At 73.7% G+C, this 21,710-nt stretch carries 16 protein-coding genes; 5 read left to right on the top strand and 11 right to left on the bottom strand.

The window, feature by feature from the left end:
* Positions 1-25 precede the first annotated feature (25 nt).
* Complete coding sequence (locus ABD236_RS05755; RefSeq protein WP_344070821.1) at positions 26-826, bottom strand: crotonase/enoyl-CoA hydratase family protein; 801 nt, start codon at positions 824-826, stop codon at positions 26-28.
* A 163-nt stretch (positions 827-989) separates the two neighbouring features.
* On the opposite strand from ABD236_RS05755, the gene ABD236_RS05750 reads away from it, so the two are divergent.
* Positions 990-2,618 carry an acyl-CoA synthetase gene (locus tag ABD236_RS05750; RefSeq protein WP_344070819.1) on the top strand — a complete coding sequence of 543 codons (1,629 nt, stop codon included), beginning with the start codon at positions 990-992 and terminating at the stop codon, positions 2,616-2,618.
* Positions 2,619-2,640: 22 nt separating this feature from the next.
* Here ABD236_RS05750 and ABD236_RS05745 read toward each other — a convergent pair whose 3' ends face one another.
* Positions 2,641-4,167: an alpha/beta fold hydrolase gene (locus ABD236_RS05745; RefSeq protein ID WP_344070817.1), complete on the bottom strand. Its 1,527-nt coding sequence runs from the start codon at positions 4,165-4,167 to the stop codon at positions 2,641-2,643.
* 199 nt (positions 4,168-4,366) lie between these two features.
* Between ABD236_RS05745 and paaK the strand changes: the two genes are divergently transcribed.
* Positions 4,367-5,665, top strand: coding sequence for a phenylacetate--CoA ligase PaaK (paaK, locus tag ABD236_RS05740; RefSeq protein ID WP_344070815.1), 1,299 nt, complete (start codon positions 4,367-4,369; stop codon positions 5,663-5,665).
* A gap of 159 nt (positions 5,666-5,824) precedes the next feature.
* Positions 5,825-8,266 (top strand): penicillin acylase family protein, encoded by a 2,442-nt coding sequence (locus tag ABD236_RS05735; RefSeq protein ID WP_344070813.1) that lies wholly within the window; start codon positions 5,825-5,827, stop codon positions 8,264-8,266.
* Positions 8,267-8,324: 58 nt separating this feature from the next.
* Here the strand turns inward: ABD236_RS05735 and sigJ are convergent, their stop codons facing one another.
* The 8 genes from sigJ to ABD236_RS05695 all read right to left on the bottom strand — a co-directional run bounded on the left by sigJ (position 8,325) and on the right by ABD236_RS05695 (position 19,166).
* Positions 8,325-9,218, bottom strand: coding sequence for an RNA polymerase sigma factor SigJ (gene sigJ / locus ABD236_RS05730; RefSeq protein ID WP_344070811.1), 894 nt, complete (start codon positions 9,216-9,218; stop codon positions 8,325-8,327).
* A 47-nt stretch (positions 9,219-9,265) separates the two neighbouring features.
* A complete protein-coding gene (locus ABD236_RS05725; protein ID WP_344070809.1) occupies positions 9,266-10,216 on the bottom strand; it encodes an NAD-dependent epimerase/dehydratase family protein in 951 nt (316 codons plus the stop codon).
* A 130-nt stretch (positions 10,217-10,346) separates the two neighbouring features.
* A complete protein-coding gene (locus tag ABD236_RS05720; RefSeq protein ID WP_344070807.1) occupies positions 10,347-11,906 on the bottom strand; it encodes an acyl-CoA synthetase in 1,560 nt (519 codons plus the stop codon).
* A complete protein-coding gene (locus ABD236_RS05715) occupies positions 11,903-13,012 on the bottom strand; it encodes an NAD(P)H-dependent flavin oxidoreductase (protein ID WP_344070805.1) in 1,110 nt (369 codons plus the stop codon). Before ABD236_RS05715 ends, ABD236_RS05720 begins: the two co-directional genes overlap by 4 nt.
* 124 nt (positions 13,013-13,136) lie before the next feature.
* Positions 13,137-14,699, bottom strand: a complete 1,563-nt coding sequence (locus ABD236_RS05710; RefSeq protein WP_344070803.1) for a phytoene desaturase family protein — start codon at positions 14,697-14,699, stop codon at positions 13,137-13,139.
* 102 nt (positions 14,700-14,801) lie between these two features.
* Entirely contained in the window at positions 14,802-17,015 is a 2,214-nt protein-coding gene (locus ABD236_RS05705) for a serine/threonine-protein kinase (RefSeq protein ID WP_344070800.1), read from the bottom strand.
* 18 nt (positions 17,016-17,033) lie between these two features.
* On the bottom strand, positions 17,034-17,948 hold the full coding sequence (locus ABD236_RS05700) for an oxygenase MpaB family protein (RefSeq protein WP_344070798.1): 915 nt from the start codon (positions 17,946-17,948) through the stop codon (positions 17,034-17,036).
* A gap of 27 nt (positions 17,949-17,975) precedes the next feature.
* A complete protein-coding gene (locus ABD236_RS05695) occupies positions 17,976-19,166 on the bottom strand; it encodes an acyl-CoA dehydrogenase family protein (protein ID WP_344070796.1) in 1,191 nt (396 codons plus the stop codon).
* Between the two features lie 242 nt (positions 19,167-19,408).
* On the opposite strand from ABD236_RS05695, the gene ABD236_RS05690 reads away from it, so the two are divergent.
* On the top strand, positions 19,409-19,828 hold the full coding sequence (locus ABD236_RS05690) for a CBS domain-containing protein (RefSeq protein WP_344070794.1): 420 nt from the start codon (positions 19,409-19,411) through the stop codon (positions 19,826-19,828).
* A gap of 31 nt (positions 19,829-19,859) precedes the next feature.
* On the opposite strand, the gene ABD236_RS05685 is transcribed toward ABD236_RS05690, so the two are convergent.
* A complete protein-coding gene (locus tag ABD236_RS05685; protein WP_344070792.1) occupies positions 19,860-20,060 on the bottom strand; it encodes a hypothetical protein in 201 nt (66 codons plus the stop codon).
* Between the two features lie 275 nt (positions 20,061-20,335).
* Here ABD236_RS05685 and ABD236_RS05680 point away from each other — a divergent pair, with 275 nt between their 5' ends.
* Positions 20,336-21,673, top strand: a complete 1,338-nt coding sequence (locus tag ABD236_RS05680) for a CAP domain-containing protein (RefSeq protein WP_344070790.1) — start codon at positions 20,336-20,338, stop codon at positions 21,671-21,673.
* Positions 21,674-21,710 lie beyond the last annotated feature (37 nt).

The following is a 21,710-nucleotide window of genomic DNA, read 5'->3' as shown; positions in this document are numbered from 1 at the left end:
TCGGGAGCGCGGCCGGGGTGGTGGCTCAGGCGCGCCGGTAGACGGGCGGGCGCTTCTCGGCGAAGGCGCGGGCGCCCTCCTTGGCGTCGTCGGTGTCGAAGACCGGCCAGCCGCGCGCCAGTTCGGCGGCGAGCCCGTCGGCCTCGGTCATCTCGGCGGTCTCGTACACCGAGGCCTTGACCGCCTCGACCGCGAGCGGCCCGCAGGCGTTGATCTGCTCGGCGAGGGCGAGCGCCTCGTCGAGCGCGGTGCCGTCGGGCACGACCCGGCCGACGAGCCCGATGTCGCGCGCCTCGGCCGCGCTGTAGGACCGTCCGGTGAGCAGCATCTCCAGGGCGTGGGTGCGCGGGATCTGGCGCTGGAGGCGGACGGTGGAGCCGCCGATGGGGAAGAGTCCGCGCCGGACCTCGAAGAGCCCGAAGGTGGCGCTCGCGCCCGCCACCCTGATGTCGGTGCCCTGGAGGATCTCGGTGCCGCCCGCCACACAGGGCCCCTCGACGGCCGCGATCACGGGTTTGCGGGGGCGGTGGTGGCGCAGCATCGCCTTCCAGTGCAGATCCGGGTCCGCCTTGAGGCGGTCCCGGTGCCGCTCGCCCGCCATCCCCTTCCCGGCCAGGGCCTTGAGGTCCATGCCCGCGCAGAACGCGCCGCCGGCGCCGGTGAGGACGACCGAGCGGATGGCGTCGTCGGCGTCGGCCGCCAGCCAGCCGTCGTAGAGGCCGACCAGCATCGACAGCGAGAGCGCGTTCCTGGCCTCGGGCCGGTTGAGCGTGAGGATGAGTGTGGCGCCCTCGCGCCGCACGGCGAGGTGTTCGGTGCCGTCCATGGCCTGCCTCCCGTCGTCGGACTGGAACAGGTTGCAGGAGCGGCGGGCGCAGTTCAAGAGTTTTCTGACAGGCAGTCAGATTCTTTCGGCGGCACCCTTCCCAGTTCCGTGCGGCTCTGCTCTGATGACGGCCACACGGATGGCGCCGGGGTCAGGAGGAGCGGTGGAGTACAACCTTGCCGACCTGTTCGAGTCGGTCGTCGACGTGGTCCCCGACCGCGAGGCACTGGTCCACCTCGACCACCCCGGTACGGGCGCGGAGCGCCGGCTCACCTACCGGCAGCTGGACACGGCCGCCAACCGGATCGCCCACCACCTGCTCGACAGCGGTATCCGGCCGGGCGAGCACCTGGGGCTGCACCTGTACAACGGTGTCGAGTACCTCCAGACCGCGCTCGGCTGCCTCAAGGCCCGGATCGTGCCGGTCAACGTCAACTACCGGTATGTGGAAGAGGAGTTGGTCTACCTCTACCGGGACGCCGATCTGGCGGCGCTGGTCTTCGACGCGGAGTTCACCGACCGGGTGGCGGGCGCGCTGCCGCACACGGAGAAGCTGCGCCATCTCGTACGGGTGGGAGAGCCGCCCGAGGGCGCGCCCGCGCTGGACGCGGTGCCGTTCGCCGAGGCGGAGGCGGCCGGGGCCGAGGGGCGGGGGTTCGCACCCCGCTCGCCCGACGACCTCTTCATCATCTACACCGGTGGCACCACCGGTATGCCCAAGGGCGTGATGTGGCGCCAGGAGGACCTGTTCTTCTCCGGGCTCGGCGGCGGCGCGCCCACGGGCGAGCCGGTCGCCCGGCCCGAGGAGCTGGCCGAGCGGGTCGCGGCGGGCGGCGAGGGCATCACCTTCTTCCCCACTCCCCCGCTGATGCACGGCACCTCCACGCTCACCGCCTTCATCGGCTTCAACTTCGGTCAGCGGGTGGTCATCCACCGTAAGTTCGTGCCCGAAGAGGTGCTGAGGACGATCGAGAAAGAGCGGGTCACCAGCGTCTCGCTGGTCGGGGACGCGATGCTGCGCCCGCTCATCGACGCTCTGAGCGGGCCGCTGAAGGGCACCGACTGCTCGTCCCTGTTCAGCGTCTCGTCCTCCGGCGCCATCATGTCGGACACGGTCCGCGCCCAGTTCAGCGCGCTGGTCCCGACCGCGATGCTGCTCAACAACTTCGGCTCCACCGAGTCCGGCTTCAACGGCACCGCCACCGACGACTCCGGCCCCGACAAGGGCTTCAGGCTGCGCGTCAACTCCCGTACGGCGGTGGTCGACCCGGCCACCCACGAGCCGGTGAAGCCCGGCGAGCCGGGCCGGATCGCCCAGCGCGGCCATGTGCCGCTCGGCTACTACAACGACCCCGCGAAGACCGCCGAGACCTTCTTCCAGCGGGGCGAGGAGCGCTGGGTGCTGCTCGGTGACATGGCCACGGTCGACGAGAACGGCGTCGTCACGGTCCTCGGCCGGGGCTCGCAGTGCATCAACACCGGCGGCGAGAAGGTGTATCCGGAGGAGGTCGAGCAGGCGCTCAAGTCCCACCCGGACGTGTACGACGCGCTGGTCGCCGGGGTGCCCGACGCCACCTGGGGCAACCATGTGGCGGCGGTGGTGCAGGTGCGCGCGGGCGCCGAGGCGCCGACCCTCGACGACATCCAGAGCCACTGCCGCACCCGGCTCGCGGGGTACAAGGTGCCGCGCCAGCTGGTGATCGCACCGAGCATCCAGCGCTCACCCAGCGGCAAGGCGGACTACCGCTGGGCGCGGGCGGTGGCGGTGGCGGACGAGTCCCCGGCGGGGTGACCACGGCCCCGGACCACTGGCTCTATATCCCGAACTTACGGATCTCCGCGACGAATTCGTCCGGCCGGGCGGTGTGGACCGAGTGACCGGCGTCGATGGTGACCAGTCGGGCGCCGGGGACCAAGGTGGCCATCTCCGCGATGAGCGACTGGTCCACGATCTCGCTCGTCTCCCCGCCCGCGACCAGCAGCGTGGGCACCGCGAGTCGGGCGAGCCCCGCGCGCCACGCCGGGTCGGGCGCGTTCAACTGGGCGTTGGTACCGGCGATCACCGGCCAGTCGAACCCGAGCTCCTCGTCGGGCCGCGCCACCGGCCCGCGCGGCGGGTCCAGCGGCACCAACGCGGGCGCCTCCTCCAGGACGAGTCGCCCAATCAGCCCGGGTGCCTCCTCGGCGAGCAGCAGCGCGGCGGCTCCGCCCATGGAGTGGCCGACGAGGTCGGCTCCGGCCAGGCCGAGCGCCTCGAAGAAGCCGCGCAGATCGTCCCGGAACCCCTCGAAGGAGTAGCTGCCGGGCCAGTCGCTGAGGCCGTGGCCGCGCAGGTCGGGCGCGTAGACCCGGCGCGTGGGGGCGAGCCGCTCGGCGACCTCCGTCCAGTGCGCCCCCGAGCCGCCGCGCCCGTGCGCGAGCACCACGGGCGGTGCGGCCGGGTCGCCCCAGGCCCGGTAGGCGAGCCGGAGGCCGCAGGCGGTCCGTACGCTGTGGACGCCGGGCGTCAGGAAGGCCGCGACGGTACGGGCGAAGTCGCCCGGCGCGTCCAGCCACGGGAAGTGCCCGGCGCCAGGCAGCACCGTCACCTCACCCCGGGGGAAGAGCGCGGCGAACTCGGCCGCCCGCCCGGGGGTCGGCGTGGCGTCGTAGGCGCCGGCCAGCACGAGCACGGGCGCGTCCACCGCGGCGAGCGCGGCCGTGGTGGCGGCCGGGTCGAAGACGCCGTCCTCGTAGTGGACGGCTGCCGCGGCCCGGTTGATCTGGGTGTCCTCGCCCGCCGCGTGCTCCCGGGCGGCCTCGTCCCAGCGCCCGTACATGAACGGCTGGATCGACGTCCACACCTCGCGCGGGTCGCGCCCGCCCCAGATCTCCTCGAACGCGGCCCTGCCCTCGGCGTACCAGCGCTCACCCTCGCGCAGTGCCACGGCGTCCCGCCAGTCGTCCTCGGTGACCTTCAGGCCGACGGCCTGGATGCCGGGGGTGACCAGGACGAGGGAGGCGATCCGCTGTGGGTGGGCGGCCGCGTAGAGGGTGGCGAGGTTGCCGGAGGCGGAGTGCGCGAGGAGGTCGACGCGCTCCAGGCCGAGGTGCTCGCGCAGCGCCTCGACGTCGTCGGTCATCCGGTCGCAGCGGTACGAGGAGACGTCCTCGGGCACCGCCGACTCACCGGTTCCGCGCAGGTCGAGCAGCACCAGCTGCCGATGGGCGCAGAGCCCGCCCAGGTCGCCCAGATAGGCGGAGGCGCGCATGGCCCCGCCGGGCAGACAGATCAGCGGCTTCCCCGTCCCCACCAGGCGGTAGGCGAGCTCGGTCCCGTCGTATGCGGTGAACTTCGGCATGCTGGTGATCTTCACAGCCCGTGCGGCCCTGGCCAAGGCCGTTTCGCCCAGAGCGCGAAGGGCACGGCCGCCAAGCACGTTGTCCACAGGCCTTGACGGTGCGGTTCGGTGGCTGGATTACTGAACCCAAGCAGATCTACCGAATGATCGGTCGTCCGATTTCGGGCGGAGTGACGGCTGGCGAGGACGGGAGCGGTCCATGGAACCCCTGCTGGACGCGGCGGAGCGGCTGAGCCGCGCGGAGCTGGAGGCGCTCCAGCTCGACCGGCTGAGAGCCTCGCTGCGCCATGCGTACGAGAAGGTGGGCTTCTACCGCCAGGCGTTCGACAAGGCGGGGGTGCGGCCGGAGGACTGCCGTTCGCCGGCGGACCTCGCCCGCTTCCCGTTCACCACCAAGGCGGACCTGCGCGACCACTACCCGTTCGGGATGTTCGCCGTCCCCGAGGCCGAGGTCCGCCGTATCCACGCCTCCAGCGGCACCACCGGCCGCCCCACGGTGGTCGGCTACACCGAGCGCGACCTGGACACCTGGGCGGACGTGGTGGCCCGCTCGCTGCGCGCGGCGGGTGCCCGCCCGGGCCACAAGGTCCATGTGGCGTACGGGTACGGGCTGTTCACGGGCGGCCTGGGCGCGCACTACGGGGCGGAGCGGCTGGGCTGTACGGTGATCCCCGCGTCCGGCGGGATGACAGCCCGCCAGGTCCAGCTGATCCAGGACTTCCGTCCCGAGGTCATCATGGTGACTCCGTCGTACATGCTGACCCTCCTCGACGAGTTCGAGCGGCAGGGCGTCGACCCCCGGACGACCTCGCTGAAGGTCGGGATATTCGGCGCCGAGCCGTGGACCGAGGAGATGCGCCGCGAGATCGAGGAGCGCTTCGCCATCGACGCGGTCGACATCTACGGGCTGTCGGAGGTCATGGGCCCCGGTGTGGCCCAGGAGTGCGTGGAGACCAAGGACGGCCTGCACATCTGGGAGGACCACTTCTACCCGGAGGTCGTCGACCCGCTCACCGGCGAGGTGCTGCCCGAGGGCGAGCGCGGCGAGCTGGTCTTCACCTCGCTGACCAAGGAGGCCATGCCCGTCGTGCGCTACCGGACGCGGGACCTGACCCGGCTGCTGCCGGGCTCGGCGCGGGTGTTCCGGCGGATGGAGAAGGTGACCGGCCGCAGCGACGACCTGGTGATCCTGCGCGGGGTGAACCTGTTCCCCACCCAGATCGAGGAGATCGTGCTGCGCACGCCCGGCCTCGCCCCGCACTTCCAGCTGCGGCTCACCAAGGAGGGCCGGCTGGACGCGCTGACGGTACGGGTGGAAGCGCGGGCAGACACGCCGTCCGAGCGGCGTGACGCGGCCGCGCGCTCGATCGTCGCGGCGGTGAAGGACGGCATCGGGGTCTCGGTGGCGGTGGAGGTGGTCGACCCGGACACCATCGAGCGGTCCGTGGGCAAGTTCAAGAGGATCGTGGATCTGCGGAGCGGTCCGGGGGCGGGGTGACGTTCTGGGGTGGACCGACGGGCCCCGCGCGGCTCTTGGGGTGCGGGAACGGGTGTCGGCCGGCCTGTTGACAGGTGGGCGCGGGGCTGACTGAGTGGCTGGCGGCACTTCGTGTGTCTTGGGCAACCACCCATGGCACCCCACGAGTTGGGAGGAACGTTGGCTCTCCGCACCCGCACCCGCACCCGCACCCGCACCCGGATCGAGCGTCTCGCGCTGGTCGGGGTGGCGCTGCTGACCGCCTCGGCGTCGCTGTCCCCAACGGCCTCGGCGACGTCCGGCGACCGCGAGCACCACCCCTCCGGAGGCGGCCTGTCCGCCGTCATCCGGTACACCGAGTACGGCATTCCGCACATCCTCGCCCGCGACTACGCCGACCTGGGCTTCGGCACCGGATACGCCCAGGCGGCCGACCAGGTGTGCACCCTCGCCGACGGCTTCGTGACGCTGCGCGGGGAGCGCTCCCAGTGGTTCGGCCCGGACGCGGCCCCCGACGGCTCGCTCTCCGCCGCCACCAAGAACCTCTCCAGTGACCTGTACTTCACCTCCGTACGCGACTCCCGCACGGTCGAGAAGCTGCTGGCCACCCCGGCGCCCGCCGGGCCGAGCCGGCAGTCGAGGGAGCTGATGCGCGGCTGGGCGGCGGGCTACAACGCCTGGCTGAAGCAGCACCGTGTCACCGACCCGGCGTGCCGGGGCGCGGCCTGGGTGCGGCCGGTGACCGTCACCGACGTGGCCGCGCGCGGCTTCGCGATATCCGTGCTCGGCGGCCAGGGCCGCGTCACCGACGGCATCACCGCCGCCCAGCCCCCGAGCGCCGCTGCCTCGTCCACGGCGCCCGCCCCCGCCGAGCAGGCGAAGGCCGCCCAGCGGCTGTTCGCCGCCGACCAGGCCGACATGGGTTCCAACGCCGTCGCCTTCAGCGGCGCCGCCACGGCCGGCGGGCGCGGGCTGCTGCTGGGCAACCCGCACTACCCCTGGCACGGCGGCCGCCGCTTCTGGCAGATGCAGCAGACGATCCCGGGCGAGCTGAACGTCTCGGGGGCGGCCCTGCTCGGCACCGCGACCATGAGCATCGGCTTCAACGACAAGGTGGCCTGGAGCCACACCGTCGCCACCGGCGTCACCCTCAACCTCCACCAGCTGACACTGGATCCGGCCGACCCGACCGCGTACCTGGTGGACGGCCGCACCGAGCGGATGACCCGGCGAACGGTGACGGTCCCGGTCAAGGGCGGCGCCCCCGTCACCCGTACGCAGTGGTGGACGCGGTACGGGCCGGTGGTCACCGGGCTCGGCCCCACGGTGCCGCTGCCGTGGACCAAGGCCACGGCGTTCGCCCTGAACGACCCCAACGCCCTCAATCTGCGCGCCGCCGACACCGGTCTGGGCTTCTCCAAGGCGCGGAGCACCGACGACGTCCTCGGTTCGCTGCGCCGCACCCAGGGCCTGCCCTGGGTGAACACGGTCGCCGCCGACGCGCACGGCCACTCCCTGTTCACCCAGTCCCAGGTGCTCCCGCGCATCACCGACGAGCTGGCCGCGCGCTGCTCCGCCCCGTTGGGCAAGGCCCTCTACCCGGCGTCGGGCGTCGCGGTCCTGGACGGCTCGCGCGGCGACTGCGCGCTCGGCTCGGACCCGGACGCGGTCCAGGCCGGGGTGTTCGGGCCCGCCCGGATGCCGCTGCTCAAGGACGCGGTGTACGCGGAGAACTCGAACGACAGCGCCTGGCTGACCAACGCCGACCACCCGCTGACCGGTTACGAGCGGGTCTTCGGCACCGTCGCCACCCCGCGCTCACTGCGTACGCGCGGCGCCGTCGAGGACGTCTCGGCCATGGCCGCGAGGGGCCGGCTCACCGTCGCCGACCTCCAGCGCCAGGAGTTCGCCGACCGGGCACCCGCCGGGGACCTGACGGCGGCCGACACGGCCAGGGCGTGTGCCGCGCTGCCCGGCGGCACCGCGACGGACAGCTCCGGCAAGGCGGTCGACGTGTCCGGCGCGTGCGCGGTGCTGGCCGGCTGGGACCGTACGGTGGACGCGGGAAGCCGGGGCGCGCTGCTCTTCGACCGCTACTGGCGCAGGCTGACCGGCACGGTCGCCGCGGCCGAGCTGTGGAAGGTGCCGTTCTCCCCCGCCGACCCGGTGCACACGCCGAACACCCTCAACACCGCCTCGCCGGGCGTCGCACGGGCCCTCGCCGACGCGGTCGGCGAGCTGCGCGCGGCGGGCGTCCCGCTCGACTCGAAGCTCGGCGAGCACCAGTACGTCGTACGCGGTGGCAAGCGCCTTCCGGTCTCCGGCGGGACCGAGGCGCTGGGCATCTGGAACAAGGTCGAGGGCGTATGGGACCCGGCCCGGGGCTACCCGGAGGTGTCGACCGGATCCAGCCACATCCAGGCGGTCGGCTGGGGCGGCGGCCGCTGCCCGGTCGCCCGCACCCTGCTGACGTACTCCCAGTCGGAGAACGTCCTCTCGCCGCACCACAGCGACCAGACGGCGCTCTACTCCCAGCAGCGCTGGGTCACTTCGCGGTACTGCGAGCGCGACATCCTCTCCTCGCCCGCCCTGCGGGTCGTCCGGGTGCGCGAGCACCGCTGAGGTCCGCGCGGCCCGCCCTCGGCGCGGCCCGCCGTCCGGGCGGGCCGCGCCGAGGGGCTCACGCCTGGACGTGGCCGAGCTTGTCGGGGTTGAGGACGACGTAGATCCCGTGGACCCGGCCGTCGCGGATGTCCAGCGAGGTGAGCTGGGAGCGGTCGTCGAGCGAGGTGAACAGCGCGGGCGCGCCGTTGGCGTCGACCAGGCGGGTGGCGCCGACCGCGTGCCGGTTGAGCAGACCGCTGATGAAGGCCAGCACCTTGGTGCGGCCGATGACCGGGCGCAGCGCGGCGCGTACCCGGCCGCCGCCGTCGTTCCAGGCGACGACGTCCTCGCTGAGCAGATCGGTCAGCCCGCCCAGATCGCCCTGCTGCGCGGCTTCGAGGAAGCGTGTGAAGAGCCGTACGTGGTCCTCCTCGGCGGGGTGGAAGCGCTCGCGGCCGTCCGCGAGGTGCTGCCCGGCCCGCCGGAACAGCTGGCGGCAGTGTGCGGCGCTCGCCCCGAGGATGTCGGCGATCTCGTCGTACGGCAGCTCGAACGCCTCGCGCAGCACGAACACCGCCCGCTCCGGCGGGGTCAGCCGCTCCATCAGGTGCACGGTGGCGAAGGCCACCGTGTCGCGGAGCTCGGCGGTGTCCATCGGCCCGAGCGCGTCGGTGGCGACCGGCTCGGGCAGCCAGGGCCCGGGGTAGGCCTCACGGGTCACCCGTGCCGAGCGCAGCTGGTCGAGGGCGAGGCGCGAGACCATCTTGACCAGGTAGGCGCGGGGCACCCTGATCTCGTCCTGGCCGATGCCCAGCCACCGTACACACGCGTCCTGGACCACGTCCTCGGCGTCCCACATCGAGCCGAGGAAGCGGTAGGCGAGCCCGAGCAGCATCGGCCGGTGCCGCTCGAACTCGGCCGCACCGCCGCCGTCCGACGCCGTCTCCTGCTGCTCCGCGGGCGCTGCCACAACCGGTTCCCTTCCCCTGTTTTCGCTGTTCACAGCCGTGGTCGGCGTCAGTTCGCCGCGGCCACCCGGCCATTCAACTCGGCCGCGAGGCCGGTGCGCCACGAGGTGTGGCGGGGCCGCCAGTCGAGGCTGAGCCGGGCGCGCGCGTTGTCCGCGCCGCGCAGCCGCGTCATGTACGCCGTCCCCCAGCCGCCGACGACGAGGCGGGCCACGAACGCGGGCAGCCGCTTCGGCGCCGGGGCGCCCAGGATCCGTGCGACCTCCGGTGCCCACTCGCTCATCCGGGCCGGGTCGTTGTCGACGATGTTCAGGACGCCGGTGGTGTTCTTGTCCAGGGCCGCGACCACCGCGGTGGCCGCGTCATGGGCGTGGGTGAAGGAGAAGGTCGCCGAACCCCCGCCCACCAGCGGCAGCTTGCCGTCCCTGAGCTGGGACACGAACTGTCCGTCGGTGTCGAACGCCGAGCCCGGCCCGTACAGGTGGCCGAAGCGCAGCACCAGCCCACCGGCGTCGCCCGTGCGCCGCTCCAGCTCCCGCAGGGCGTCCAGCGAACGCCGGAACTGCTTGGGCGGGTTGCGCCACAGCGGGGTGTCCTCGTTGGCGAGGCCGTCGCCGTCCGGTTCGTACGCGAAGGCGACGCTCTGGGTGATGACCCGGCGCGCGCCCGCGCGGTGCGCCGCCTCGATCAGGTTGCGGGTGCCTTCGGTGCGCAGCCGGTCGGTGAGGGCGAACTGCTTGGGCATGCCACGGGGGTTGAGCCGGGACGGGATGGCCGTGAGCAGATGCACGACCGCGTCCGGCGCCGCCTCGCGCACGGCCCGGTCCAGGGCCGCCGCGTCGAGGGCGTCGGCCACCACGGTCCTCGCGCCCGCCCCCGCCAGGAACGCGGAGCGCCCGGTCGAGCGGGAGAGGCCGGTCACCTCGTGGCCCACCGAGGTCAGCAGCGGGACCAGGGCCCGCCCGATGACTCCGGTGGCTCCGGCGACGAGTACACGCATGGGGTTCCTCCTGAGGTCGGCCCTCCGGGGCCGGTGGGCGGCCCCGGAGGAGGTTCGGCATCAGGACGGGCGAGGCCCCTCACGCGTGACAGTCACCGGATGTGACGTGGGGCACAGCGGCCCCGGTGGCTCACACCGCCCGCTCGTGGCCCTCCCAGTACGGGTCGCGCAGCCGGCGTTTGTAGAGCTTGCCGTTGGGGTCGCGCGGCATGGCCGCGATGAAGTCGACGGACTTGGGGCGCTTGTAGCCGGCGAGGCGCTCCTCGCAGTGGGCGAGGATGTCGAGGGCGAGTTCGTCGCCGGGCTCGTATCCGGGCGCGGCCTCCACGACCGCCTTGACCTCCTCGCCCCAGTCCGTGTGCGGGATGCCGAACGCGGCGGCGTCGGCGACGGCGGGGTGGGTGAGCAGCGCGGCCTCGATCTCGGCCGGGTAGATGTTGACCCCGCCCGAGATGATCATGTCGATCTTGCGGTCGCGCAGGAAGAGATAGCCGTCCTCGTCGAGGTAGCCGAGGTCGCCGACGGTGAAGAAGTCGCCGATGCGGTTCCTACGGGTCTTGGTCTCGTCCTTGTGGTAGCTGAAGCCGCCCGTCGACATCTTCATGTAGACAGTGCCGAGCTGGCCCGCGGGCAGCCGTTCGCCGTCGTCGTCGAAGACCGCGAGTTCACTGATGGGCCACGCCCTGCCGACCGTGCCCGGCTTCTTGAGCCAGTCCTGCGCCGTGGCGAACGCCCCGCCGCCCTCGCTCGCCGCGTAGTACTCCTCCACACAGCTCCCCCACCACTCGATCATCGCCCGCTTCACATGGTCGGGGCAGGGGGCCGCGCCGTGGATGGCGTGCCGCAGCGAGCTCACGTCGTAGCGCGCCCTGACCTCCTCGGGCAGCGCGAGGAGCCGGTGGAACTGGGTCGGCACCATATGGGTGTGCGTACAGCGGTACGTGTCGATCAGCCGCAGCATCTCCTCGGGCGTCCACTTGTCCATCAGGACCAGCGGGTGCCCGATGTGCAGGGACGCGCCCGCGAACTGGAGCACGGCCGTGTGGTAGAGCGGCGAGCAGACCAGATGGACGTTGTCGTCGAACGGCTTGATGCCGAAGATCCCCAGGAAGCCGCCCAGATAGGTCTCCTCGGGGAGCTTGCCGGAGAGCGGGCGCCGGATGCCGCGCGGACGGCCGGTGGTGCCCGAGGTGTAGTTCATGACCCAGCCGAGGGTGCGGTCCTCGGGCACGGACCCGGGCTGCCCGTCCAGGAGTCGGCGGTAGGGGCGGAACCCGGCCACCTCCCCCACCGCGTACCGGTGGCTGCCCGCCAGCTTCGCCTCGTCGGCGGCCGCGGTGGCCGCGTCCGCGAACCGCTCGTGGGCGATGAGCACCTTGGCGCCGGAGTCCGCGACGATCCAGGCGATCTCGGGCCCGACCAGATGGTGGTTGACGGGGACGAGATAGAACCCGGCCTGGGAGGCGGCCAGATACGCGGTGAAGAACTCGACCCCGTTGGGCAGGACCACGGCGAACGCGTCGCCCCGCTGGAGTCCGGCGGCGCGCAGCCCGTGCACCAGCTGGTTGACGGCGGCGTGCAGCCGTCCCGCCGTCCACCGCTCGCCGTCGGGCGCGGTGAGCACCACGCGGTCGGGGTCGGCGGCGGCCTGCGCCCAGAACCCGTTGGGCGGCTGCGTGGAGTCGGTCATGACCCGCTCCTGTCGGCGATACGGCTGATGCGGTCGACGGCCTGCTCGAAGCCGCGGGTGAGGTCGTCGAAGACCTCCTGGACGCTGCGCTCGGAGTTCATCCGGCCGACGATCTGGCCGACCGGTGTGCCGAGCAGCGGGGCGACCTCGTACTTCTGGATGCGCGACAGCGCCTCGGCCACCAGCAGTCCCTGGAGCGGCATCGGCAGGGTGCCGGGGCCGCTCGGGTCGTCCCAGGCGTCGGTCCACTCGGTGCGCAGCTGGCGGGCGGGCTTGCCGGTGAGGGCGCGCGAGCGGACGGTGTCGCCGGAGCCCGCGGCGAGGAGTTTGCGGGTGAGCGCGGGTGAGTGCAGATCCGCCTCGGTGGTGGTGAGCCAGAGGGAGCCCAGCCAGACGCCCTGGGCGCCGAGGGCGAGCCCGGCGGCCACCTGGGCGCCGCTGCCGATGCCTCCGGCGGCCAGCACGGGCAGCGGCCCGACCGCGTCGACGACCTCGGGCACCAGCACCATGGAGGCGATCTCTCCGGTGTGGCCGCCGGCCTCGTAGCCCTGGGCGACGACGATGTCGATGCCCGCCTCCGCGTGGTGGCGGGCGTGCCGGGCGCTGCCGGCGAGCGCGGCGACCAGGACGCCTTGGGCGTGGGCCCGTTCGACGACGTCGGCGGGCGGCGAGCCGAGCGCGTTGGCGAGCAGCTTGACCGGATAGTCGAAGGCGACGTCGAGCTGGCCGCGGGCCACCTGCTCCATCCACCCGGTGATCCGCCAGCCGGACGCCTCGCCGTCGGCGAGCTCGGGCACGCCGTGCTTGGCGAGCGTCTCGCGCACGAACTGCCGGTGCCCCTCGGGGATCATGGCCTCGACATCGGCCTCGCTGACGCCCTCCACCTTGCGCGCGGGCATGACGACGTCGAGGCCGTAGGGCAGTCCGTCGGTGTGCTCCTGCATCCAGTCGAGGTCGCGCGCGAGGTCGTCGGGGGCGGTGTAGCGGACCGCGCCGAGCACGCCGAACCCGCCGGCCCGGGTGATGGCGGCGGCCACCGCCGGGAACGGTGTGAAGCCGAAGATGGCGTGCTCCACTCCCAGTCTGCTGCTCAGCTCCGTCTGCATGGGGCGCAGGATGCCGCAGCCCGGGCGACGAGGGAAGAGATTTTCTGATGCTGCGTCAGTTTCTTTGCGTGCCGGCGCGGCCCGGCGGCCGGGAGTGCACCGCCCTCGCCCGAGAACGCGCCCCTCAAGGCGTGTCCAGCACCGCCATCGCCGCGTTGTGGCCCGGGATGCCGCTCACACCGCCGCCGCGCACCGCGCCCGCCCCGCACAGCAGGACGTTCGCGTCGGCCGTCTCCACGCCCCAGCGGCCGGTGGACTCCTGGGCGTACGGGAAGGCGAGCGGGCGGTGGAAGATGTTGCCGCCGGGGAGCCGCAGATCGCGTTCCAGGTCGAGCGGGGTCTTCGCCTCGATACAGGGGCGGCCCTCGGCGTCGGTGGCCAGGCAGTCCGCGAGCGGCTCGGCCAGATGCGTGTCCAACTGGGCCAGCGTCGCCTCCCACAGGGCCTCGCGCGCCTTGTCATGCTCTTCGGCGGTGCCCGCGAACAGCCGCGCCGGGGTGTGCAGGCCGAAGAGGGTCAGCGTCTGGTAACCCCGTTCGGCGAGGTCCGGGCCGAGGATGGTGGGGTCGGTGAGCGAGTGGCAGTAGATCTCGCAGGGCGGCGCGGCGGGCGGCTGCCCGGCCGCCGCCTGGGCGTACGCGGTGGCCAGCGCCCCGTACCCCTCCCCGATGTGGAAGGTCCCGGCGAACGCCTCGCGCGGGTCGACGGAGGTGTCCTTGAGCCGGGGCAGCCGGGTGAGCAGCATGTTGACCTTGAGCTGGGCGCCCTCGGCGGGCTCGGGGGCCGACCCGCCGGTGAGCGCGGCCAGGGCTTCGGGAGAGGCGTTGACCAGGACGTGCCGGGCCGCGACCGTGCCCTCGCCCGTCTCCGTACGGAAGTCGACCTCGGCCTCGCGGCCGTCGGTGCGCAGCGCGGTCGCCTCGTGCCCGGTGACGATCTCCGCGCCGGCCGCGCGTGCGGCGCCCGCGAGCGCGTCGGTGAACGCGCCCATACCGCCCACCGGCACGTCCCAGTCGCCGGTACCGCCGCCGATGACGTGGTAGAGGAAGCAGCGGTTCTGGGCGAGGGTGGGGTCGTGGGCATCGGCGAAGGTGCCGATGAGGGCGTCGGTGAGGACGACACCGCGGACCAGGTCGTCGGCGAACCGCTGCTCCACGGCGACGCCGATCGGCTCCTCGAAGAGGATCCGCCACGCCGTGTCGTCGCCCAGGCGCTCGCGCAGGGCAGTCCGGGTGGGCAGCGGCTCGGTCAGCGTGGGGAAGATCCGCTCGGCGGCCTGCCGGGTCATCCCGTAGAACTCCTGCCAGGCGGTGAACTCGGCGTCGGAGCCGGTCAGTCGGCGGAACGAGGCCCGGGTGCGCTCCTCGCCACCGCCCACGAGCAGCCCGGTGGGGCGGCCGTCGCGGACCACCGGCGTGTACGAGGAGACGTCCCGCTTGCGGACGGCGAAGCGCAGCCCCAGATCGTCGACGATCTTTCGCGGCAGCAGCGAGACGAGGTAGGAGTAGCGCGAGAGCCGGGCGTCGACGCCCGCGAAGGGCCGGGTCGAGACGGCCGCGCCGCCGGTGCGGCCGAGGCGCTCCAGAACCAGCACCGACTTCCCGGCGCGGGCGAGGTAGGCGGCGGCCACCAGGCCGTTGTGTCCTCCGCCGACGATCACGGTGTCGTACACCTGGTGTGCGGGCATGGCCCTTCCTAGCACGCGCCGATCACCGGCGGCCAGGGTGCCGCGGCCGGGCCACCGCCCGGGCAGCCCGCCGCCAGGGCCGCCCACCGTCCCCGCCGCCCGCTACCCTCCCTGCCTGCCGGCCCGCTGCCGCACGGTCGCGACGCGCCGGTACAGGGCGGCCGCCTCGGCGCCGCGCCCCAGCCGTTCCAGACAGTGGGCCTCCTCGCTCCGGCTGGCCAGGGCGTCGGGGTGGTCGGCGCCCAGGACCCGCTCCCGCGCGTCCGCGACCTGCCGGTAGACCGTGAGGGCCGCCGCCCAGCGCCCGAGCCAGCCGAGCCCCACTGCGCTCTCGCGCCGGCTGACCAGGGTGTCGGGGTGGTCAGGACCCAGCACGCGCTCCCGCAGCGCGCCCACCTCACGGGCCTCGGCCAGCGCCTCCTCCCAGCGCCCCAGCCGCCCGAGGTTGACGCCGAGGCCGTGGCGGGCGCGCAGGGTCTCGGGGCCCTCGGGCCCGTCGACGCGGGTGCGGTCCTCGACGAGCACCCGGTACAGCTGCAACGCTTCGGCGCTGCGGCCGAGGCGGCCGAGGGCGATACCTACCTCGTAGCGGGCGGCGAGCGTGTCGCGGTGGTCGGCCCCGAGCACGGTCGCGCGCGCCGCGGCGACCTCGCGGTAGACCTGGAGCGCCTCCACCCAGCGCCCCAACTGGCCCAGCACATAGGCGACTTCGTAGCGCGAGACCAGGGTGTCGGGGTGTCCGGCGCCGAGTACGCGCGCGCGGTCGGCGGCGACCTCTCGGGCCATCCGGTGGGCCTCCTCCAGACGGCCGAGCCGGCCCAGGTTGAAGGCGAGGTTGTGGCGGCAGCGCAGGGTGGCCGGGTGGTCGGCCCCCATGACCCGCTCGCGGGCGTCGAGCACCGACACGTACTCCTGGTGGGCCTCGAAGTGGCGTCCGAGGCGGCCCAGGACGTACGCGGTCTCCTGGCGCGCGTCGAGCGTGGCCGGGTCGTCGGGCCCCAGCGTGCGGGCCCGGGCCCGGGCGACCAGGCCGAACTCGCGCAGGGCGTCGGCCTCGCGCCCGGTCCGGCTCAGGGCGAAGGCCACCTCGTACTGGCTGACCAGGGTGTCCACATGGTCCGGGCCCAGCGCCTGGGCACGTTCGGCGGCGACCGCGCGGTGCACCTCGCCCGCCTCCGCCCACCGGCCGGCGGCGCCCAGGCCCAGGCCTTCGCGGTGACGGGCGCCGAGCTCGGCCAGAAGGTCGGGCGGGGGCGGCGGCGGCCGGTCGGGCTGGGGCGGGACGGGTGGCAGCGCGGTCGTCCACGCGCCGGTGAGACTGCCGTCGGGGTCGGGCGGGGCGGGGTCCGGCGGGGTGGCGCCGGTCGCCTTGTGGCCGGTGGTCATCCCGCGCGCCCAGGACGGCAGCCCGCGCGTGGGCACGGGCGGCGGCGCCACCGCGAAGGGGGTGGCCGGCGCCGGGGCGAGCCCGCGCCCGGCCACCAGCCGCCGCACCAGCTCCCGGGCGTCCGGGGGCCGGGCGCCGGGCTCCTTGGCGAGCAGGTCGAGCACGATCTCCTCGAAGTACACCGGGAGTTCGACGCGCCGGGCGCGCGGCGGCTCCGGCTCGGTGTCGCGGTGGCCCACCAGGATCGCCCAGGCGTCGTCGAGGTCGAACGGCGGCGCCCCGGTGGCGAGTTCGTACAGGACGCAGCCGAGCGAGTACAGGTCGCTGCGGTGGTCGACGGGGGCGCCGCCGATCTGTTCCGGCGACATGTAGTGCGGGGTGCCCATGGCGATGCCGGTGCCGGTGAGCCGGGAGGTGAAGCCGATGTCGGCGCCGAGGCGGGCGATCCCGAAGTCCAGGATCTTCACGGTGCCGTCCGGCAGCCGCATGATGTTGGCGGGCTTCAGGTCCCGGTGGACGATGCCCTGTTGGTGGGTGTACGCGAGGGCGGACGACACCTGCTCGGCGATGTCCAGGACGTCGGCGACGGGCAGCGGGTGCCCCTTGTGGTCCTGGAGGAGCTGGCTCAGGTTGCGGCCGTCGAGCAGTTCCATGACGAGGTAGAGCCCGCCCTCGAACTCCCCGAAGTCATGGACGACCGTGACGCCCCGGTGCTGGAGCGCGGCCGCGACCCGCGCCTCGCGCCGGAACCGCTCGCGCAGCACCCGGGCGAAGGCGTGGTCCTGCTGCGAGCCCAGCGGCTTCAGGCACTTGACGGCCACGCGCCGGCCCAGCGACTCGTCGCGGGCCGCCCACACCTCGCCCATGCCGCCGCGCCCGATCAGCTCCAGCAGCCGGTACCGGCCGTGGATCAGCCTGGTGTCCGCCATCGCGCGATGTCGCCCCCGTCACTCCGCTGCTGCGCCCTCCCCGGCTTCCTCCAGTATGGCCGCCCGTCTGCGAAGTTTGTACGGGGCCGGGCGCGTTCCCGGGCCGAGCCGGGCCACCGCGCGCAGGATGTGCTTGGGCGGCAGCTGCCAGCGCACGGTGTCCGGGATGCCGCGCAGCAGCCGCCCGGCGGCGGTCAGACGGCGGGTGACCTCGTGCGGCGCGGGCGCGGGCCGCCCGTACAGCTCGTGGGCGTACGGGGGCAGCGCGTCGTAGGCGAGCCGGGCCACCCGCCGCCACACCAGCGCGCGCGCCGGTACCAGCAGCGGGTGGACCGGCGGGCTTCCCAGGAAGGCGGCCACGTCGCGCGCGTCGGCACCGGCGGTGAGCTCGGGCCGTACGTCCGCGAAGTAGGCGGCGAGCCGCGCGGTGGACGCCGGGACGAGGGCGGGGTCGAGCCCTATGAGCCGGGCGGCCTCGCGCTGCTCGTCGACATAGCGGTCGGCCTGCGCGTCGCTGAGCACGAAGCCCGAGCGCCGGGCGACGTGCAGATAGCTGTCGACCTCCGCGCAGTGCACCCACATCAGCAGGGCCGCGTCGTCGACGCGGAACCGCTCGCCGGTCACCGGGTCGTCGGCCTCGAGGAGGCCATGGATGCGCCGCACGCGCGCACCGGCCCGCTCGGCGTCGGCCTTGGTGCCGTAGGTGAGCGTGCCCACGAAGCGGGCGGTGCGCAGCAGCCGCCCCCAGGTGTCCTCGCGTATGTCGCTGTTCTGCATGACCCCGCGCACCGCGCGCGGGTGCAGGGCCTGGAGGTACAGCGCCCGCACCCCCGCGATCCACATGATCGGGTCGGCGTGCATCTGCCAGGTCACCGAGTCGGGTCCGAAGTACCCGGGGTCGGCCCCACCGGTTCCGGTACTGCCGTCACCCATCTGCCGCCACCTCCTGTACGGGCCAGGCTAACGGCGCACGCGCGGCATCCCCAGACCGATCCAGGAGATGATTTCGCGCTGGATCTCGTTGTTGCCGCCGCCGAAGGTGAAGATCACGGCCGAGCGGTAGCCGCGCTCCAGTTCGCCGTGGAGCACCGCGCCCGCCGAGCCCTCCTTCATGGGGCCCGCCGCGCCGACGACCTCCATGAGCCAGGCGTACGCGTCCCGGCGGGCCTCCGAGCCGTACACCTTGACGGCGGAGGCGTCCTGCGGGGTGAGGGTGTTGTGCTGGACGGCGTTGACCATCTGCCAGTTGAGCAGTTTCATCGCGTCGAGCCTGGTGTGGGTGCGGGCCAGGCGCCCGCGTACCCAGCCGAGGTCGATGACGCGGCGGCCGTCGGTGAGCTTGGTGTCGGCGGCCCAGCGCTGGACGTCGTGCAGGGCGCGGATCGCCATGGTGCCGTGCGCGGCGAGCGTGACGCGTTCGTGGTTGAGCTGGTTGGTGATCAGCCGCCAGCCCTGGTTCTCCTCGCCGACGCGGCGGGAGGCGGGGACGCGGATGTCCTCGTAGTAGCTGGCGGTGGTGTCGTGCGAGGCGAGCGTGTTGATCACGGTGCAGGAGTAGCCGGGGTCGGAGGTCGGCACCAGGAGCATGGAGATGCCCTTGTGCGGGGGCGCGGCGGGGTCGGTGCGCACGGCCAGCCAGACCCAGTCCGCGGTGTCGCCGTTGGTGGTCCAGATCTTCTGCCCGTTGACCGTGTAGTGGCCGGTGGCCTCGTCGCCCTCGCGCACCGCGCGCGTCTTCAGCGCGGCCAGGTCCGTGCCGGCGTCGGGCTCGCTGTAGCCGATGGCGAAGTCGATCTCTCCGGAGAGGATCCTCGGCAGGAAGTACGCCTTCTGCTCGTCCGTGCCGAACCGCATCAGGGTGGGGCCGACCGTGTTCAGCGCCATCAGCGGCAGCGGGACCCCGGCCTGGGCGGCCTCGTCGAAGAAGATGAACTGCTCCATCGGGCTCAGCCCGCGCCCACCGTACTCCTCGGGCCAGCCCACCCCCAGCCAGCCGTCCGCGCCCAGGCGGCGCACGGTGTCGCGGTAGAAGCGCTTCTGGGCGGCGGGGTCGGCGTACCGGGCGTAGGCGTGGTCGGGGACCAGTTCGGCGAAGTAGGCGCGCAGCTCGGCGCGGAGCCGCTGCTGCTCGGGCGTGTAGTCGAGGTGCACGGGCCCTCCAGGCGGGTCACGGTCCGTCGCTGTGCGTCGCCGCACGTGGCCGTACGCGGTCGTACGCGGTCGTGCCGCGCCGTACGTCGTACGAGCGGGCCACACAGTAGAACGTGTTCCAAGAATCTGGAAGGGCGGTGCGCTGCCGCGCGGCCACTCACCCGTTCGTCGCCCCGCGGTAGCCGCGCGCCCGGGGCGCGGCCAGCATGGCGAGGGCGTACCCACCGCTCTGGGGAGGCCTCATGGCCACCGCCCGCGACCTGATGACCGTCGACGTCCGCTGCATCCCGGCGAGCGAGACGCTCGACCGCGCGGCCCAGTTGATGCGCGACCACAACATCGGCGCGCTGCCGGTCAAGGCCGGTGACGGCACGCTGTCCGGCATCGTCACGGACCGCGACATCGTGGTGAAGGTGCTCGCCGCCGGAAAGGAGGCGGCCGAGGTGACCGCGGGCGACCTCGCCGACGGCAGACCGCTGACGGTCTCCGCCGACGCGGACGCGGCCGAGGCGGTGCGGGTGATGAGCGACGCGCGCGTACGCCGCCTCGTCGTCGTGGACGACGGCGAGCCGGTCGGTGTGATCACCGAGGCGGATCTGGCCCGGCACCTCCCGGCGGACCAGTTCGCCTCGTTCGCGAGCAGCGTCTACGCGAGGGGCTGAGAGCCTGTCGTCGAGCCCCCCGCGGCGCGGGTCAGGGCAGCAGCTTGTCGATGGCCGCGGGCCCGTCCTGCTGCAGACGGCGCTCCGCCCACTCCAGGTTCTTGGGCGTGATGTCGCGCCCGGACGCCAGCACCAGGTCCTCGGCGGTGACCTCACCGCCCGATCCGGTGTGCAACAGGGCGTCCGGGGTGATCCCCTCCCGCTTCGGCGCGGGCTCGGACTGAGCGTTCATGCCGCCTCCTCGTTAGTCCGGCGTGGCTCCATTCTGGTACCCCGTCCCGCAGAACGCATCCGCCCCAGAAATGTCACCCGTACGGCGGCTTCCCGAGCCCTTCGAGAGGCCGTGCGGCCCGGTCCGTGAAAGTCGTCCCCGCGACACGCCGCAGCCGGGAACCAGCCACCGCGCCCACCGCGTTCTCCCCACAGCAACGCAGGAGGACGCAGCGCGAGGGCAGGGCGGCGCGGCGCGGTGGCGGGCCGCGGCGGGCCCGGGGACAGGTGGTGTCGATGAGCGAGCTGGTTCCCGGGGGCAACCTGCCCCTTCCGGACGGCGTCCTGACGATCGGCGTCCCGGGGCCCTTCGACCTGTCGGTGCTGATCACCGACGACACCGGGAAGGTGGGCGGCGACGCCGACTTCGTCTTCTACAACCAGCCGTCCGCGCCGGGCACCCGCCTCGCCGACGAGGTGATCACGGTGGATCCGAGCCGGCTGCGGGCCGGGGCGAGCCGGCTCACCGTGGTCGTCAGCCCGGCCGAGCCGGGCGTCCCGCTCGGCCGGCTGCCGGTGCCGAGCCTGCGGCTCACCGGTCCCGGCGGCGAGGTCCTGGCCCGCTTCACCCCGCCGAGGCCGGAGCGGGAGACGGTGCTGCTGCTGGCCGAGATCTACCGCCGGGGCACCGGCTGGAAGGTGCGCGCCCTGGGGCAGGGGTACGCGGACGGCCTCGCGGGAGTCGCCCGTGACTTCGGGGTGGAGGTCGCCGACGAGGACCCGCCGCCGCCCGCGCCCACGGTCCAGCTGCCCGCCCCCGCGCCCGTCCCGGCCGCGCGGCGCCAGGAGCCCGCGGGGGCCGACGGCCTCGGCGCACTGGTCAACGCCGAGCGGGTCAGGGCCGGGGCGCCCCCGGTGACCCTCGAGGCGCGGCTGGCCTCGGCCGCCGAGGCGCACGCCGCGACCATGGCCGCCCAGGGCCGGCTCAGCGTGGAGAGCCCGGACGGGGTGTCGGTCTTCCAGCGCGTCACGACGCGGGGGTACGCGTATCTGGGCATCGCCGAGCACCTGGTGTCGGGCCCGCGCACCCCGGCCGAGTTCCTGGCGTACTGCCTGGAGGACGCCCACACCCGGCGCCCGCTGCGGGACGCCGCCTTCACCGAGGCGGGCATCGGCCGCGCCACCGACGCGCGCACGGGCGAGGTGTACTGGACGGCGCTGTGGGCGAGTCCGTTCAGCGAGGACGGGCTGCGCCGGACGGTGTCCGCGGTGGTGGCGCTCACCAACGGCCGCCGCGCCAGGGCCGGTCTGCGCCCGCTCGCGGACGACACGCACCTGGCCTCGGCGGCCCAGGCGTACAGCGCGGACATGGCGGCGCGCGGCTTCTACTCGCACACCTCCCCGGAGGGCCTGGAGCCCTGGGACCGGGCCCGGGCGGCCGGGGCCGCGCACCGCGGCATCGGCGAGAACATCGCCTGCGGGCAGCGCACGGCGGCCGAGGTGGTGGAGGGCTGGATGAACAGCCCGGGCCACCGGGCCAACATCCTCAAGCCCGACTTCACCCACCTCGGCGTCGGCTTCGCGGGCGGCGGACGCGCGGGCACGTACTGGACACAGCTGTTCGGCCTGGCCTGACCTACCCCGGCAAGCCTCCTGGACGCCGTCCACGCTC

Origin of the sequence: Streptomyces crystallinus (assembly GCF_039521265.1) — a bacterium.
GTDB lineage: Bacteria > Actinomycetota > Actinomycetes > Streptomycetales > Streptomycetaceae > Streptomyces > Streptomyces crystallinus.
Note: the sequence above shows the minus strand (reverse complement) of the source record. Positions and strands in the feature narration are given on the sequence as shown.